This window comes from Micromonospora ureilytica (assembly GCF_015751765.1).
In the GTDB taxonomy this organism is placed as follows: Bacteria; Actinomycetota; Actinomycetes; order Mycobacteriales; family Micromonosporaceae; genus Micromonospora; species Micromonospora ureilytica.
This window is the reverse complement of record NZ_JADOTX010000001.1, coordinates 6,345,907-6,361,970: the sequence shown is the minus strand read 5'-3', so window position 1 is coordinate 6,361,970 and position 16,064 is coordinate 6,345,907. Positions and strand designations below refer to the sequence as shown.

Below are 16,064 nucleotides of genomic sequence, written 5' to 3'. Positions count from 1 at the left end.
GACGCGATGGTTCAGCCGACCGGCGTCGGGAAGCCCCGCCCGTGCTCGGACTGGAGCCGGAGCATGGCGTGCTCGACCACAGTCACCAGCACCTGCTTGACCGAGTCCCGCTGCCGGGCGTCGGTCATCACCAGCGGCACCTGCGGCGAGATGGCCAGCGCCTCGCGGACCTCCTCCGCCTCGTACTGCGGTGCGCCGTCGAACTTGTTCAGCGCCACCACGTACGGCAGGTTGCGGTTCTCGAAGTAGTCCAGCGGGGCGAACGCGTCGGTGATCCGGCGGGTGTCCACCAGCACAGCGGCACCCACCGCCCCCCGGATGATCTCGTCCCACATGAACCAGAACCGGGTCTGACCCGGTGTACCGAAGAGGTACAGGATCAGGTCCTGGGCCATGGTGATCCGGCCGAAGTCCATGGCGACCGTTGTGGTCTCCTTGCCCGGCACCTTGGACGGATCGTCGATGCCGACACCTGCCGCGGTCATCAACGCCTCGGTGGTCAGCGGTGTGATCTCGGAGATCGCCCCGACCAGTGTTGTCTTACCGACGCCGAAGCCGCCCGCGACGACGATCTTCGCGGATACGATTCCCCGGCCCGGCCGCCCCCCTGCGGGGTCATAGCCTGCGAAGTCCACTTAGCACCCTTCCAAGCAGTTCCATCCGCTCCTCGAACCCCTCGGCGGGAGCAGCAGTGTGTAACGTCAGCAGGCTCTCGGCCACCATGTCGGCGACCAACACCCGGGCGACGCCCAGCGGCATCCGGGTGTACGCGGCGATCTCCGCCAGCGACTGTGCTCGGCCCTCACAGACCGTGGCGATGCGGTGCTTGTCATGCCCGGCGAAGCGGGACTCGGCGACCTGGGTGGGAGACGCGGTGAGGACGGCCTCGAGGGCGATGTCCTGCCGGGGCTCGGTACGACCACGGGTGACCGCGTACGGACGCACCAGCGCGCCACGCGGGTCAGCGCGTCGTTGGTCCATGCCCGATCACCTCCTCGTCCCCCTGCGGAGCCGGACTGTGCCGCCTCTCGTCCCTGGTCCGGCGCTCGGAACGAGCGCCGTATTCCGGTGCTAAGAACGCACCGCGTCGCGCGGCAGTGGCACCAGCGCGGCACCCACCCGCTCGACCAGCAGCGCCATCTCGTAGCCCACCTGGCCCACGTCGCAGCTGCGCGCGGCCAGCACGGCCATCGAAGAACCGTCGCTGATCGACATCAGGAAGAGATACCCGCTGTCCATCTCGATGACTGTCTGCAACACCCCGCCCGCGCTGAACATCCGGGCCGCGCCCTCGGTCAGGCTCACCACCCCGGAGGTGATCGCGGCGAGCTGGTCCGCCCGGTCCCCCGGCAGATCCCGGGAGGACGCGAGCAGCAGCCCGTCGGCGGACACCGCCACCACGTGGGCGATACCCGCCACGCTGTCGGCGAAGTTGGTGAGCAGCCAACCCATGTCCTGCATGGCAGCTGGCCTGTTCATCGGCTCTCCTTGGTCGAGGTGCTGTTCAGGTCGGTTCCGGCCGTCCGACCGCGCTGCACACCGCGGTGGTAGGCCGACAGCAGACCACGTACTTCATCCGGGGTCCGCCGGCTGCGGTCCCGGCCGCTCTTCGGTTCGATGCCACCCGGCACGAGTTGTGCCTGCGGCACCCGCTTGGGCAACCCGGAGCGGGTGGTCCCGGCGGGAGCCGGCTCGGCAGCCCGGCTGGCCCGGGACCAGCCCTCGTCCGCCGCCGTACGCCAGGCGTCGGGGTCGGGTGCGGGGGCCGGCGCGGGCGCGGGCGCCGGAGCCGTCCGGCCGGCCGGGGGCTGGTTGTACGACGGTGGCGCCGACGGCCGTGTTCCGAATCCGTCCATTGTGGTGCCGAGACCTCCGGCACCCGGCGTGGTCGTACCGTCGGTGCCGGAGCTGCCCGGGGTACGGGTCGGCAGCTTCGGTCGGGCCGGCGGCGCGGCCGGCGCGGACGCCGCGCTCGGCTGGCTGCCGTTGCCGTTGCCGGTGCGCAGCCCGGCCTCGGCCGGAGCGGCGGTGGTGGGCGTGGGCGGCTCGTCGAAGTTGGGCCGGGTGAAGATCGCGGTGGCGTCGTCGCCGTGCGACCGGAACCAGACCGCCTCCATCTCCCGGAAGATCGGAGCCTCGGCGGGGAAGTCGGGCCGGGTGCTGACCGGTGCGGCGGGCACCGAGGGCGCGGCCGGCGGTGCCACCGCGCCCGGCCCGGCGACCGGGCCGACCGGGAGGCCCTGGACGCCGCGCCCGTCGGCGGCATCCGCGGTGTCCGCGGTGGAGCCACGCCGAGGCAGCGGGTCGACGGTCGGGTAGGCCACGGTCGGGCTGCCCAGCGAGGCACCCGCGCCGTTGCTGTAGGCCGGTCGTGCCGGCGGGAGCGGGGCGGCGGGTGCCGGAGCCGCGGGTACGGGAGCGGCGGGCGCGGCCGGCGCGGGTGGCATGCTCGAACGCGGACCGGTGTAGCCACCCGCCTGTACGGCAGGGGTGGTGTCCCGCGAGTCCAGCGGCGACTGCCACTGAGCGGGTGCCGGAGTGCTGGTCCGCCACTGGTCGGGCAGCGTCGCCGCCGACGTGGCGGCACCGGCGAACTGCTCGGCGTGACCGACCGGGGTGAGCGGGTTCTGCTCCACGGCCATCGGCTGACGCGGCCGGGTGAGCACCTGCTCGCGGCCCCGGTTGCTGGGCAGCACCACGGTGGCGGCGGGCAACGTCACCTGAGCGACGGTGCCGCCCTCGACGTTGCGGCGCAACTCCACCCGGATGCCGTAACGGGAGGCGAGCCGGCTGACCACGGCCAGACCCATCAGCCGGAACGCGGCGACGTCGACGCTCGGCGGGGCCGCCAGCCGCCGGTTGAGCGAGTCGAGCTGATCGTCGGTGAGGCCGAGCCCACGGTCCTCGATCTGGATCAGGACGTAGTCGCGGATCCGGCGACCGTCGGCGACCACAGTGGTGTTCGGCGGCGAGAACCGGGTGGCGTTGTCGAGGAGTTCGGCGACGAGACGTACCACGTCGTTGACCGCGTGCGCGGCCACCGAGATGTCGGTGTCCACCGTCCCGAACTCGATGCGGTTGTACAGCTCCACCTCAGACTGGGCGGCGCGCAGGATATCCACCACCAACGCGTTGTCGTGACGCGGTGCGGCAGAGTCGGCGCCGGCCAGGACCAGCAGGTTCTCGTCGTTGCGGCGCATTCGGGTGGCCAGGTGGTCCAGTTCGAAGAGCTGCGCGAGCCGCTTCGGGTCCTCCTCGCCGCGCTCGATCGCGTCCAGCTCGCCGATCATCCGGTCGACCAGGGTCTGACTGCGGCGGGCCAGGTTGAGGAACATCGCCGAGACGCTGGTACGCAGTGCCGCCTGCTCGGCTGCGACCCGTACCGCCTCCCGGTGTACGACGTTGAAGGCCAACGCCACCTGACCGACCTCGTCGCGGGTGTTGAGCTGGATGGGGTCCCGGACCTGTCGGACGATCTCGTCCACCCCGCCGTCACCCACGCTGCCCATGTTCTGCAGCCGCTGCACGGCGTCGGGCAGGTCGTGGTTGGCCACCGAGAGGGCGCCCTCACGCAGCCGGCGCAGCGAGTGGTTGAGCGAGCGGGCCAGCACCACGGCCAGCGACACGGCGATGATCAGGGTCAGCAGCACCAGGACCGACTCGACCACGGCCTGCCGGATGACGTCCGAGCGAGCCTCGTCGGCCTGCTGGAGCAGTCGGTCCTGCAGTTGGATCTCGGCCCAGCGCATCAGGTCGTTCACGGCCCCGATGGCCGCGGTGGCGTCCTGGGCGGTGACCAGCGGGCGCTGCCCGACCGAGCGGGTGATGTCGGTGGCCACCCGGTCGGCCAGGCCGACCGCGTCGCCGGAGACGGTGCTGTCGACCAGGGCGCGCTGCACCGGGTCGGCGGCCAGCGAAAAGGCGACCAGGGCCTCCTGTTGACCGGTCAACGTTGCCACGAAGGAGGAGAACTGCTCCGAGTCGAGCTGGCCGGCCGACAGCGCGGTGAAGGCGACTGCCTCTTCCTCGGCGACGGAAGCCTTGGCGCGGGCGAAGGCGGCGACCGCGCGGCGGCTGTCCGCCAGGCTCTCGTCGCCGGGCAGCTGGGCCAGACCGTCACCGTACGAGACCAGGTCGGTGAGGATGACTCCGTAGCGGAGCACCGCCTCGGCGACCGCCATCTGCCGGCGGTCCAGCACTTCCTGACGGGTGCCGTCCAGGGTGGCCAGGTGATCGTCGATGGCGGCCAGCCGGTCGCGTACTGCGGCCGGCACCTCGCCGATCCGGCCCCGCTCGGCGCGGTACTTGTCCACCTGCTGCTGCGTCTGGCGGACCCGCAGGTTGTACGCGTCGGCCGGCTGCTGCGGAGCGGCCAGGTAGGCGGCCGCGGCCATCCGTTCGGCCTGGAGGTCCTGGGTGAGGGCGCTGACGTCGACGGAGAGGGCGGTCAGTGACCGGGCCCGGGTGGCGTCGAATGCGCCCTCGCCGACGGCGATCAGGCGTACCGTGGCCAGCGCGATCACCGCCGCTACCGGGACGACCAGAATCAGTGCCAACTTGGACCGGATCCGGGCGTCACGCAGTCTCGGCATCCGTCGGCGCGCGCGCCGACCGCTGTCGCCGAGCGCGGGCAGGGTCGTCGGTCCGGTGCTCACGACATCGCCTCCGTCGTTTCTTCCCCGCCTGAGCCGCCGAGCCATGCCGTAAGCGGAGGGGACCACGCGCGGCACGGCCGCGATTTCATCAGAGATGATCGTGTTTGGGAAGCCGCAGTGAGGTAGGAAACGGTCGGACGGAGCGCATCCCGTGATCCGGTCAACTGATACCTTCATTTCCGCAAGCCCCTGAACAGGGCATGTAACTCCAGAGTGGTCACGCGTGTATGCAAAGTGAGCTTTTGCAAACATTGCGTTACCCCAGCATGTGGGATGGCCGTCCCGAAAATGCTGCCGGGGTCCGCGCTTGACCACAGCGCCGGCCATTGGCAAGGTTTTGCAGGCTTCGCGCACACCGTACGGCAGAGGAGATCCCGTCCTCCACTGAGGACGGATTAGCGGCGGTGACCGGGCAGCGCCCGCGCCCGCACCTGGAGGACTGAGTTGAGCCCCATCCGCTCCGCGACCATCGCGGCGCTCGCATCGGCCGTAGTGGCCACCACGCTCACCGGCTGCCAGTTTGGCGAGGCGGAACAGGACACGAGTCCGATCGTGATCGCCGCCGATCTCGAACTCTCCGGCGCCGGAGCCACGGTTGGCCAGACATACCAGCGAGCCCTCAAACTCAAGGTCGATCAGTTGAACGCCTCCGGAGCACTGAACGGCCGGAAGATCGACCTGAAGGTGAAGGACAACCGTTCCGACTCCGCCGAGTCACTTCGCAACATCGTCGACTTCAGCAGCGATTCGAAGGTCAGCGCCATCATCATGGGCGGCTGCAACGAATGCGCGGTCGGAGCGGTCGGGACCATCAACGAGAAGCGGATTCCCACCATTGCGCTAGCCGCTTCCGGCGCGATCGCCGCGCCTGCCGCCCAACGGCGCTACGTGTTCAAACTGGGCCCTAACGCCCCGGACAGCGCCGCCGCACTGACCACCGAACTGCGACGCAACAACATCCGCAAGGTGGGGATGCTGGTCAGCGACGACGACTATGGCCAGGAGGGTGCGACAGCACTCAAGAGCGAGCTGGACAAGGCCAACATCACGCTTCGACAGCAGCGGATCAAGACCACCGGCACCGACGTCAGCCAGCAGGTCCAGCAGCTCGCGTCGGGCAAGCCCGACGCGATGGTCTTCTGGACCCCGCCGGAGCAGGCGACACTGGCCGCCACCAGCGCCCAACAGACCACCTTCCGCGGGTCGATCTACTTCGACGCGGCGGCGGCCGGGGATCTCTTCCTGGGCGCGGCGGCCAAGGCGACCGAGAAGGCCACGCTGATCTTCACGCAGACCATGGTGATCGACGACGTGATCGCGACCACGCCGGCCAAGGCGGCCCGGCGGCAGTGGTTCCAGGACTACACGGCACGCTTCGGTGGCTACAACGGGTCCTCGTCCTTCGCCGCGGACGCCGTCCAACTGATCGCCGACGCCGAACTGCGCGCCGGTGGCGAGATCGGGAAGGTGGACCGCGACGGCATCCGGGACGTGCTGGAGACGTCCCAGATGGACGGCCTCTCCGGCCCGATCCGCATGACGCCGGACAACCACAGCGGCCTGATGCCGCAGGCGCTCACCACGCTTGTCGCCCGCAATGGTCGCTGGCGGTTGGCGGGGTAACGCTTCTGGGCCTCGTGTAGCTCGCTGGTCCGGCGGGTTCGTCGAGTGCCGGGTGGGGTGTGGCCGACCGTGCCCGGCTCCGGGCGGTCAGGCTTGATCCCTCCGCCGGGCACGGTCGGCCACACCCTTCGCACCTGCGGCTTCGACGGAACGGGCCGGCCTCCATGCTGGGGGCCGGCCCTTCGCGTTTCTTGTGATTGATCTCTTCTGTTGGGTTAGCGGCTGCTTGTGGTTTCTCGCACCCAGGGCAGGGCGATCCGCTCGATCAGCAGGAGCGCCGTGTAGAGCAGGATGCTCACCAGCGCCACCAGCATGATCGCCGCCCAGGCGGTGGCGGCGTCGCCGATGCCGGCGTACTGCGTGATGACGTAGCCGAGACCGCTCTCGCCGGCCTGGAACTCACCGATCACCGCACCGATCGCGGCCAAGGGCATGGCCACCTTGAGCCCGACGAAGATCTGCGGCAGCGCGGCCGGGAAGCGCACCTTGCGGAACGCCTGCCAGCGGGAGGCGTTCCAGGAACGCACCAGTTCGGCCAGGTCGGCCGGCGTGGTGGTCAGCCCGGTCGCGGTGGACAGCACGATCGGGAAGAAGCAGAGCAGGAACACCATGGTCAGGATCGGCTTCTGGCCCCAGCCGAGCGCCACCACCAACAGCGGGCCCAACGTGATCTTCGGCACCGCGTTCACCGCGACCAGCAGCGGCGTGAACATCCGCTCCACAGTGCGGGAGCTGGCCAGGGAGAGCCCGATCAGCACACCGGCGGCCACCGAGAGGGCGAAGCCGGTCAGGATCTCCAGCGTGGTGTCCCAGGTGTGCTCCAGCAACTGGGCCGGCTTTTCGACGAACGCGCTGAGCACGTCACCGGGCGGCGGCAGGGCGACCGGGTGGACCAGTTCCAGTCGGGCGATCAGCCACCACGCCGCCAGCGCGATCAGGATGCCGACCGCGGGCAGCACCGCCTCGGCCCCGGCCCGAAGACCGGCACCTCGACCCGTACGCCCCGTCTCGGGGCCAGCACTCGGGGGCGGGGGTTCCGCCACCGCCGGGTCCGCCGACCGGACGTCGGTCATCTCTGTCCTCCTCGAAATCCCACGGCCCACTGAGGGCCGACGAGCGACGGGGGTACGCCCCACCGGAACCGGCGGGACGTACCCCCTGATGACGACCGGACGATCAGGCCTTCGGCGCGAGGCTGAAGTCGATGATCTGCTCGGGGGTGATGGTCTGCTTCAGCGCGCCGGCGCCCTGCAGGATGGCGATGCTCTTGGCGACCCGACCGCTGTCCAGGGTGCCGATCGCGGTGCCGGTGTTGCCGGAACGGACGTACGCGGCCATCAGCTCCAGCTCGGCGGCGGCGGAGACCGGGTTGGTGGCGTCGACGTTCTTCTTCAGGATGTCGGCGGCCTCCTTGGAGTTCGCCAGGCTGTACTCCAGGCCCTTGAGCAGCGCCGCGGTGAACCGCTTCACCATCTCGGGCTTCTCCTTGGCGATCTTCGAGGAGGTGATCAGCACGTTGCCGTAGAGGTCCTGCATCACGTTGCTGTACGGCAGCATGACGGCCTTCTTCTTGGCCGCCGCCTCGATGGTGGGCTGACCGACGACGAACTGACCGATGCCGTCGACCGACCCGGAGGCCAGCGTGCCGATCAGGTTCTGCGCCTCACCGTTGACCCAGGTCACCTTGCTCGCGTCCACGCCGGCGAGCCGGGCGTACGTCGGGAAGAGGTTGCGGACCACGGACCCGGGGGTGTCGGCGAGCTTCTTGCCCTCCAGGTCCTTCGGCGAGCTGATGTTCTTGCCCTCGACGGTGGCGATGCCCGCCATGGTGCGCTGCTGAATCGCGGCCACCACTGTGAAGTCCTTCGCCTGGCCGTTGCCGAACTGGAGCAGGCCGCCGGTGAGGTCGATCGGGCCGAAGTCGGCCTGACCGCCGACAACGGTCTGGATCACGCCACCGGTGCCCTGACCGGCCTTGATCTCGACGTCGAAGCCGGCGTCCTTGAAGAAGCCCTTGTCCTTCGCCACCCAGGCGTAGGAGTCACGGCCGAAGTTGCCGAACGAGGTGAGGTAGGTCACCTTGTCCGGCGTCTTGCCATTGCCGCCCTTGGCGTCATCGGCCGAATCCGACCCGCTGCTGCAGGCGGAGACAAGGGCGAGGGCGGTGGCCAGCGCGGCCGTAGCGACCGTACGGGTCAGCCTTCTCATCAGTGCACCATGTCCTTTCCGACCGGGGCCGGCAGGCCACCGGAGGGGGTTGTCGTGACGGGCCGGCGAGAGGGGTGGAAGCCGGGCGCCGCCGTCGTGAGGGGACTCTTCGCGGGCACAGCGTACGAGAAACCCACAGTTGCGACGCCAGGCGTATCGGGTTGCGGAACGGAAACAACCTGACGACCACCCCACGCGGTGCCATACCTCGAGCGGGCAGCTAGCCTTTGTCGGATTCCTGACCGTCGACTCAGCGGAGGTACGCCGGAGATGATCCGACTGTCCGGGGTGTCCCGTACCTTCGAGGGCCGATCCGGCCGGGTCGAGGCGCTGCGCGGCATCGACCTCGACGTCGCCGAGGGCGAGTTCGTCGCCGTGCTCGGCCGCTCTGGCTGCGGCAAGTCCACCCTGCTGCGACTGATCGCCGGGCTGCTCCCGCTGAGCGCCGGTGAGATCACCGTCGCCGGTACGCCGATCACCCGCCCCCGCCAGGACATCGCCATGCTGTTCCAGAAGCCGGCGCTGCTGCCCTGGCGCACCGTGCTGGACAACGTCCTGCTGCCCGTGGAGGTCTTCGGCTGGGGCCGTGCCAAGCACCGGGAACGGGCCCGGCAACTACTCGACGTGGCCGGGTTGGCCGGCTTCGAGAAGCGGCTGCCGCACGAACTCTCCGGCGGCATGCAGCAACGGGTGTCGCTGTGCCGGTCATTGATCGGCAACCCCCGGGTGATGCTGATGGACGAACCGTTCTCCGCTTTGGACGCGCTCACCCGCGAGGAACTCTCCGGCGAACTCCAGCGGGTGCACATGGAGAACAAGCCGACAATCGTCTTCGTCACCCACTCGATCGACGAGGCGGTGCTGCTCGCCGACCGGGTGGTCGTGCTGAGCCCCCGCCCCGGCCGAATCCGCAAGGTCGTCGACGTGACCATCCCCCGGCCCCGCACGCTGGGCCGCAACGCCCACCTGGCCGACGTCGCCCAGGTCAGCGCCGACCTGCACGAACTACTGATGGAACGCGAGCAGCCGGCCACCGCCGGCGCGGAAGGACACTGACCATGCGGGTGTCGGTCTTCACCGAGCCGAACCGTGGCGCCAGCTACGACACCCAGCTCCGGTTCGCCCGGCTGGTCGAGGCATGCGGCTACGAGGGCTTCCTCCGCGCCGACCACTACCAGTCGATGGGCGCCGACCCGGGCCTACCCGGCCCCACGGACGCCTGGCTGACCCTCGCCGCCCTGGCCCGGGAAACCCAGCGGATCCGGCTCGGCACCCTGGTGACGTCGGCCACGTTCCGCCTGCCCGGTCCCCTCGCGGTGATGGTCGCGCAGGTCGACCAGATGAGCGGTGGCCGTGTCGACCTGGGCATCGGCGCCGGCTGGTACGAGCGCGAGCACACCTCGTACGGCATCCCGTTCCCAGCCGTCAGCGAGCGCTTCGACCGACTGGCCGAGCAGCTTGAGGTGCTCACCGGGCTGTGGGCGACCCCGCCCGGCCAGACCTACAGCTACACCGGCGACCACTACCGGCTGGTGGACGCTCCCGCCCTGCCCAAGCCGGTGCAGGTGCCCGGCCCGCCGATCATCGTGGGCGGACGTGGGCCCAAGCGCACACCCGAACTGGCCGCCCGGTACGCCGACGAGTTCAACATGCCGTTCAAATCCGTGGCCGCCACCGCCGAGGCGTACGACCGGGTGCGCGAGGCGTGTGAGCGCACCGGACGGACGGAGTCCGGGCGCGACCCGTTGGTGCTCTCCGCCGGGATCGTCGTCGCCATCGGCCGGACCGACGCGGAGGCCCAGCGTCGGGCCGCGCCCCTGCACGAGAAGAGCGCGCTGCCACCGGAGGACCCGGTGGTCGGGTCCCCCGCGCAGCTCGCGCAGCGGATCGGTGAGTTCGCCGCGATCGGCACCACGCGGGTCCACCTACGCCTGATCGACTTCGATGATCTCGACCACCTTGAGCTGATCGCCGCCGAGGTGCTGCCCCAACTGGACGGAGCACGATGACCGACGTGATCGACGGAACCGAACTCGGCCCGGTGGGTCAGGAGATCGTGTACGAGAACGACCGGGTCCGGGTCTGGCACATCCGGCTCGAGCCGGGCGAGCGGCAGCCGCTGCACCGGCACGACCACCCCTACCTTGTGGTGGCGATCGAGGGCGCCAAGAACGTTATACAGACTGTCGACGGGACCCGGATCGACGCCGACGAGCCCACCGGCGGAGTGGTCTACCGGGACCCGGGCGCGGTGCACATGCTGACCAATGTCGGAGATACGACTTACCTGGCCCGGCTGGTCGAACTCAAGTAGACCCGCCGATGGCCACCGGTGTGCCGCGCGGCGCGCCGGTGGCGATCGGGTGTACCAGGTGCGTAACGTGCCGGACATGGCCTTTCGGACCTGGGGCAGACTGCTGCTCACGGCGCTCGGGGTGAGCGTGCTGGCCGGAGCCGGCCAGCTCGGCGTCGCATACGGTTTCGGCATTGTTCGCCTGACCGGCGCATTCACCGGTACGACAGTCAACCAGTGGCCGGCCCAGCTGGTCTGGGTGGGCTGGTTCGCCGCGAACGCCGCAGTCGCCGGCGCCGTCGTAACCGGACGCCTCGCTCGCCGCGACGCCCCGGCAGCCAGCACCGGCCGGCAACTGGCGGTCGCTGGCGCGGCAGCGCTCGGCGCCACAGTCATCGCCCCGCTCTGCATGCAGCCCGCCCGCGCCGCGGAGCTGATCTCCGTCGACCCGGTCTGGGCGGTGGGCATCTGCGCCGTGGTCGGCGCGGTGATCGGGGCAGGCGCGGCGATCGCCGTCCTGTTCCGGCCCGAGCTGGGCTGGAACATGGCCGCCGTGGCCGGCGCGGTCTGGCTCCTGGCGCTGATCTCCGTCCTACCGTCGCTCGGCACCGCCGGCCCACTGCCGACCGTCCGACTCGGCGTACTGGAACCGAGCTGGCTCGACGACGCCGCGGCACAGCGGCTGGCGCTGCTCCTGCTGCCCACCGTGGCGCTACTGGCCGGCGCGGCTACCGCCGCGCTGGCTCGCTGGCGGGGCCAGGTTCCACTGGTCAGCGGGGCCACCGGGGTGGCCGGTCCGGTACTGGTGGCGTTCGCCTACCTGACCGCCGGTCCGGGCGACGCGGTGGACCGCTACCAGGCCACCCCCTACTACGGCTCGTTGATCGCGATCCTCGCCGGGGCGCTCGGCGCGGCCGCCGCCGCGCTGCTGCGCTGGCCGACGAGCACCCGTACCACCGACCCGCAGGCCATCGAGCCCACCGCCATCCTGCGCCCACTGCCCGCCGGCCCGGCGCTGCCCAGCGCCACGAACGACCGGGACACCGCCGAACGCCCCGACACGGAGACAACCAACGCCGAGCTGGCCACCACGCAGCCCGGCGGCGTCGTTGCGGGTCCGCGGGCAGCGGGCGACCCCGATGGCGTACGCACAGTCCCGGCCCACTGGGACTGGCCGACGACCACCGCGAGCGGCCAGCACGGCCCGACTCCCGCCGCTCCTCCGTCTCAGGCCGCTCCTCCGTCTCCCGCCGCTCCTCCGTCTCAGGCCGCTCCTTCGTCTCCGGCCGCCCCGACTCAGCCCGCCGCCTGGCTGACCGCGCCGACCGGTGAGTTCACCGCCAAGGGGCAGACGCCTCCGGCGCGCCGTGATGGTGTCCCGGCCACGGCCGAGCCCTCGGCCGGCACCGACGTCAGCAACGTCGCCGACGCCACCCCGACCAGCACCACGGCCGGACGCACCGACGCCGCGACCCCGACGGGTGGCCGAGCGGTCGACGAGCCGGCCGGCAGCGCGGCGACGGACACGAGCGGCAGGCCGACCGGTAGTAGGCGCACCACCCGCAGGTCCGCAGCCGTTCCGACCAGCCCGGAAACACCCAGCGCCGGCACGCCCAGCGCCGGCACGCCCATTCCCGCCACCGGCAGCACGGCCCGGACCAGCACTGCCGCGGGCGGCACCGGCAGTGGCACGGAGGCGACCAGCACATCCCCGACTGGCAGGAGCGCTTCCAGTTCCGTCGCCGCCGCCACGGGCACGACCCCGTCGGGGGCGGCCCCGACCGGCACAGGCACGACCAGCGCGGGCACGACCAGCGCGGGCACGACCAGCGCGGGCACGACCAGCGCGAGCGCGGGGTCGGGCACGAGCACGGGGGCGACCAGCGCGGGAACGGCCGACCACGGCACGCCCGAGGCGCCGCTGACGATCAAGCCGCGACGGCCCCGCAAGTCGAAGGCCAACCCGGACGCCACCGCTTCCGACACGGCTGACGGCGTGTCGCCTGACGGCTCGGCGACCGCCAACGAGACGACCACCCGCGAGACGACCCCCGGCGAGACAGTCACCCGCGAGACGGCCACTGGCCGCGCCACGAAGGGCACCCGGCCGGGCAGGTCCGCCGACAGCACCGGCTCCGACGCGACCGCCGGCACTCCGGTGGCCAGCCAGGGGAGCCCGGGTGAGCAGTCGAGTTCGACGATCGAGGCTGCCTCTGCTTCTGCCGCCGGCACGGCAGCAGCAGACGCCACCGCTACCGCTACCGGCACGAAGCGAGCACCGGCCACCCCCGTCACCGGGTCGAAGCGAGCGCCGGCCACCTCGGCGACCGCCGGAGCCGACTCGACGCAGGCGCCTACCGACCCGGAATCCCCGACCACGGCAACCAACGCCACACAGGAACCGACCACCGCGGGCGAGGCGCAAGCACCGACCACCGCGACCGGCACGACGCGAGCACCGGCGGTACCGACGACCGCGACCGGCCACCCTGGTGCGGAAGCCACTGTCTCCCCGCGCGTCCCGAAGGCCGGCCCGGGCAGCAAAGCAGCACCGGCCGACGCGACCTCCCCGGCCAGCGATTCTGCAATCACCGGGGTTCGTGGCACCGACAGCGCACGGCCCGCCGCCGAGGACGTTCCCGGCGCCGGGTTGTTCGGGGCCACCGCCGCCAGTGACCCGGATGCGGACCGCTGGACGCCCGCGCCGTCGGCCTGGCCGGTCACCTCGACGTGGACGGTGCCACCGCAGACCTCCGAGCCGGGGGCCACTGGGGCAACGGCATCGGAGGGGTCGAGCGGGCCCGACGAGCCGAGCGAGCCGATGCCCAGGCCCCGGCATCGGGCACCCTTGCCGGACCTGAGCCGGGCCGGCACCTGGAACGCATTCGACACCTCTCGGCGCGCCAGGTCGGCGGAATCGCAGGACAGCTCGACGGCACGGACAGCGCCGACCGAAGCCAGCGCGACGACCGCTCCGGCCGAACACCCGGGCCGGGCAGAGTCCCCGGGCGCGGTGGGCGCGCCCTCCGGCACCGCCACCAGCGCCACCAGCGCCACCGCCGCCCCCGCCAACAGCGCAACCGCCGCCGGCGCCACCACGAGCAGCGCCACCACGAGCAGCGCTACTACCAGCGGCAGCGCCGACGCCGACGATTTGGCGCCTACTGACGCCACGTCGGCAGCGCCGACGCCCCCGAAGCTGGCAGAGCAACCCTCCCGGCGAGGGCGGCTCGGCGGGTTGTTCCGCCGCAACCGGTCCCGCGCGGACGAGGAGAGCCCGACAACGTCGGACTCGGCGGAACCGCTGGCGACCCAGGACGAGGAATTCGTCGACTGGGTCGCCGGTCTGAGCAAGCCGGTGTCGGACAACGAGCCCGAGCAGGAAAACGGCCGCCGGTCGTTGCGCTCCACCGGTCGACACCATCGCGAATGACCAACCGCGACTGACTCCACCGCGCCGGGCGCAAACGCACCGATCGGCCGCCGTTTGATCGACTCGGGTTCACGGAAACCGGGCTATCCCACCGACCTGGACACCCCGACATCCATGAACCCGAGTCGATCGCCCCGCGACGCCTCCGCCCAGCGGGCACGCAGGCCGACCCCGTGACGCCCGCGGGACCCAGGGACCCGCGAGGCCCAGGGACACCCGGGACGCCCCGGAGACGGCCCACCCTCCAGGTGGGTCAGGCGAGCGGTAGGTAGACCCGGCTGCCGCCGGAGACGAACTCCTCCGACTTGTCCTTCATGCCGCGCGCCGCGTACTCCTTGAGTTCTTGGGTGATCTTCATGGAGCAGAACTTCGGGCCGCACATCGAGCAGAAGTGCGCGGTCTTCGCCGGCTCGGCGGGCAGGGTCGCGTCGTGGTACGAGCGCGCGGTCTCCGGATCCAGCGAGAGGTTGAACTGATCCTCCCAGCGGAACTCGAACCGGGCCTTCGACAGGGCGTCGTCCCAGTCCTGCGCGCCGGGGTGCCCCTTGGCCAGGTCCGCCGCGTGGGCCGCGATCTTGTACGCGATCACGCCCGCCTTCACGTCGTCCCGGTCCGGCAGGCCGAGGTGTTCCTTCGGCGTGACGTAGCAGAGCATCGCCGTGCCGAACATGCCGATCATCGCGGCGCCGATCGCCGAGGTGATGTGGTCGTACGCGGGCGCGATGTCGGTGGTCAGCGGACCGAGCGTGTAGAAGGGCGCTTCGTGGCACCACTCCTGTTGCAGGTCCACGTTCTCCTTGATCTTGTGCATCGGTACGTGGCCGGGGCCCTCGATCATCACCTGGACGTCGTACGCCCAGGCGATCTTCGTCAGCTCGCCGAGGGTGCGCAGCTCGGCGAACTGCGCCTCGTCGTTGGCGTCGGCGATCGAGCCGGGGCGCAGCCCGTCACCGAGAGAGAACGTCACGTCGTACTTCGCGAGCAGCGCGCACAGCTCCTCGAAGTTGGTGTAGAGGAAGTTCTCCTCGTGGTGCGCCAGGCACCACGCCGCCATGATCGAACCGCCTCGGGACACGATCCCGGTCACCCGGTCCACGGCCAGCGGCACGTACGGCAGGAGCACACCGGCGTGCACGGTCATGTAGTCGACGCCCTGCTCGGCCTGCTCGATCACGGTCTCCCGGAACACGTCCCAGCTCAACTTCACCGGGTCGCCGCCGACCTTCTCCAGCGCCTGGTAGATCGGCACCGTCCCGATCGGCACCGGCGAGTTCCGCACGATCGCCTCACGGGTTTCGTGGATCCGCTTGCCGGTGGACAGGTCCATCACGGTGTCCGCCCCCCAGCGGGTGGCCCAGGTCAGCTTCTCCACCTCCTCAGCGACCGACGAGCTGACCGCGGAGGTGCCGATGTTGGCGTTCACCTTGACCAGGAACGCCTTACCGATGATCGCCGGCTCGCACTCCGGGTGGTTGACGTTGAGCGGGAGCACCGCCCGACCGGCGGCGATCTCGGCCCGTACGAGTTCCGGGTCGACGTTCTCCCGGATCGCCACGAACTCCATCTCCGGGGTCACCACACCGGCCCGCGCGTACGCGAGCTGGGTGGGCCGGTGACCGTCCACCCCGGCGAGCGGCGTGCCCGCACCCCGCACCGGCGCCACGTCACCCCGCTCGGCGATCCACGGTCCGCGCAGCGGCGGCAGCCCCACCTCCGGGTCCGAACCGGGACCGGACGTGTCGTAGAGCCGCACCGGCGGCAGGTCTCCGGTCAGCCCCACCTCCGCGAACGGCACCCGGACATCCGGCCGCGAACCCTCGACGTACACCTTGCCTCGTGCGTGCATGACAGC

12 protein-coding genes are annotated in these 16,064 nt (G+C 71.0%); 5 read left to right on the top strand and 7 right to left on the bottom strand.

The annotated features are described in order from the left end of the window. Positions 1-11 precede the first annotated feature (11 nt). From IW248_RS29260 to IW248_RS29245, 4 genes are all read right to left on the bottom strand, one after another. Positions 12-635 carry a GTP-binding protein gene (locus IW248_RS29260; protein WP_030329978.1) on the bottom strand — a complete coding sequence of 208 codons (624 nt, stop codon included), beginning with the start codon at positions 633-635 and terminating at the stop codon, positions 12-14. Next, positions 616-981, bottom strand: coding sequence for a DUF742 domain-containing protein (locus IW248_RS29255; RefSeq protein ID WP_007465174.1), 366 nt, complete (start codon positions 979-981; stop codon positions 616-618). The genes IW248_RS29260 and IW248_RS29255 overlap by 20 nt, the downstream gene beginning before the upstream one ends. A gap of 90 nt (positions 982-1,071) precedes the next feature. Beyond that, complete coding sequence (locus IW248_RS29250; protein WP_007465177.1) at positions 1,072-1,479, bottom strand: roadblock/LC7 domain-containing protein; 408 nt, start codon at positions 1,477-1,479, stop codon at positions 1,072-1,074. Then, positions 1,476-4,655, bottom strand: coding sequence for a sensor histidine kinase (locus IW248_RS29245; protein ID WP_196929492.1), 3,180 nt, complete (start codon positions 4,653-4,655; stop codon positions 1,476-1,478). The genes IW248_RS29250 and IW248_RS29245 overlap by 4 nt, the downstream gene beginning before the upstream one ends. A 444-nt stretch (positions 4,656-5,099) precedes the next feature. Here IW248_RS29245 and IW248_RS29240 point away from each other — a divergent pair, with 444 nt between their 5' ends. Next, positions 5,100-6,278, top strand: coding sequence for an ABC transporter substrate-binding protein (locus IW248_RS29240; RefSeq protein ID WP_196929491.1), 1,179 nt, complete (start codon positions 5,100-5,102; stop codon positions 6,276-6,278). Positions 6,279-6,493: 215 nt separating this feature from the next. On the opposite strand, the gene IW248_RS29235 is transcribed toward IW248_RS29240, so the two are convergent. Next, on the bottom strand, positions 6,494-7,351 hold the full coding sequence (locus tag IW248_RS29235; protein WP_196929490.1) for an ABC transporter permease: 858 nt from the start codon (positions 7,349-7,351) through the stop codon (positions 6,494-6,496). 103 nt (positions 7,352-7,454) lie between these two features. Further along, on the bottom strand, positions 7,455-8,486 hold the full coding sequence (locus IW248_RS29230; protein ID WP_196929489.1) for an ABC transporter substrate-binding protein: 1,032 nt from the start codon (positions 8,484-8,486) through the stop codon (positions 7,455-7,457). Between the two features lie 270 nt (positions 8,487-8,756). Here IW248_RS29230 and IW248_RS29225 point away from each other — a divergent pair, with 270 nt between their 5' ends. The 4 genes from IW248_RS29225 to IW248_RS29210 all read left to right on the top strand — a co-directional run bounded on the left by IW248_RS29225 (position 8,757) and on the right by IW248_RS29210 (position 14,212). Continuing rightward, the gene (locus IW248_RS29225) at positions 8,757-9,542 is read left to right on the top strand and encodes an ABC transporter ATP-binding protein (protein WP_196929488.1); all 786 of its coding nucleotides are present in this window, start codon (positions 8,757-8,759) and stop codon (positions 9,540-9,542) included. 2 nt (positions 9,543-9,544) lie between these two features. Next, positions 9,545-10,495, top strand: a complete 951-nt coding sequence (locus IW248_RS29220; protein ID WP_196929487.1) for an LLM class F420-dependent oxidoreductase — start codon at positions 9,545-9,547, stop codon at positions 10,493-10,495. Further along, positions 10,492-10,800: a cupin domain-containing protein gene (locus IW248_RS29215; RefSeq protein ID WP_124819805.1), complete on the top strand. Its 309-nt coding sequence runs from the start codon at positions 10,492-10,494 to the stop codon at positions 10,798-10,800. The genes IW248_RS29220 and IW248_RS29215 overlap by 4 nt, the downstream gene beginning before the upstream one ends. Positions 10,801-10,876: 76 nt before the next feature. Further along, the gene (locus tag IW248_RS29210; protein WP_196929486.1) at positions 10,877-14,212 is read left to right on the top strand and encodes a hypothetical protein; all 3,336 of its coding nucleotides are present in this window, start codon (positions 10,877-10,879) and stop codon (positions 14,210-14,212) included. A 253-nt stretch (positions 14,213-14,465) separates the two neighbouring features. Here IW248_RS29210 and thiC read toward each other — a convergent pair whose 3' ends face one another. Beyond that, positions 14,466-16,058, bottom strand: a complete 1,593-nt coding sequence (gene thiC, locus IW248_RS29205) for a phosphomethylpyrimidine synthase ThiC (protein WP_196929485.1) — start codon at positions 16,056-16,058, stop codon at positions 14,466-14,468. Between the last annotated feature and the right edge of the window lie 6 nt (positions 16,059-16,064).

Excerpts from the sequence above, each read along its gene's own strand:
- IW248_RS29255 (WP_007465174.1), bottom strand. The coding sequence starts at position 981 with ATGGACCAACGACGCGCTGACCCGCGTGGCGCGCTGGTGCGTCCGTAC.
- IW248_RS29250 (WP_007465177.1), bottom strand. The coding sequence starts at position 1,479 with ATGAACAGGCCAGCTGCCATGCAGGACATGGGTTGGCTGCTCACCAAC.
- IW248_RS29235 (WP_196929490.1), bottom strand. The coding sequence starts at position 7,351 with ATGACCGACGTCCGGTCGGCGGACCCGGCGGTGGCGGAACCCCCGCCC.
- IW248_RS29230 (WP_196929489.1), bottom strand. The coding sequence starts at position 8,486 with ATGAGAAGGCTGACCCGTACGGTCGCTACGGCCGCGCTGGCCACCGCC.
- IW248_RS29225 (WP_196929488.1), top strand. The coding sequence starts at position 8,757 with ATGATCCGACTGTCCGGGGTGTCCCGTACCTTCGAGGGCCGATCCGGC.
- IW248_RS29220 (WP_196929487.1), top strand. The coding sequence starts at position 9,545 with ATGCGGGTGTCGGTCTTCACCGAGCCGAACCGTGGCGCCAGCTACGAC.
- IW248_RS29215 (WP_124819805.1), top strand. The coding sequence starts at position 10,492 with ATGACCGACGTGATCGACGGAACCGAACTCGGCCCGGTGGGTCAGGAG.
- IW248_RS29210 (WP_196929486.1), top strand. The coding sequence starts at position 10,877 with ATGGCCTTTCGGACCTGGGGCAGACTGCTGCTCACGGCGCTCGGGGTG.
- thiC (WP_196929485.1), bottom strand. The coding sequence starts at position 16,058 with ATGCACGCACGAGGCAAGGTGTACGTCGAGGGTTCGCGGCCGGATGTC.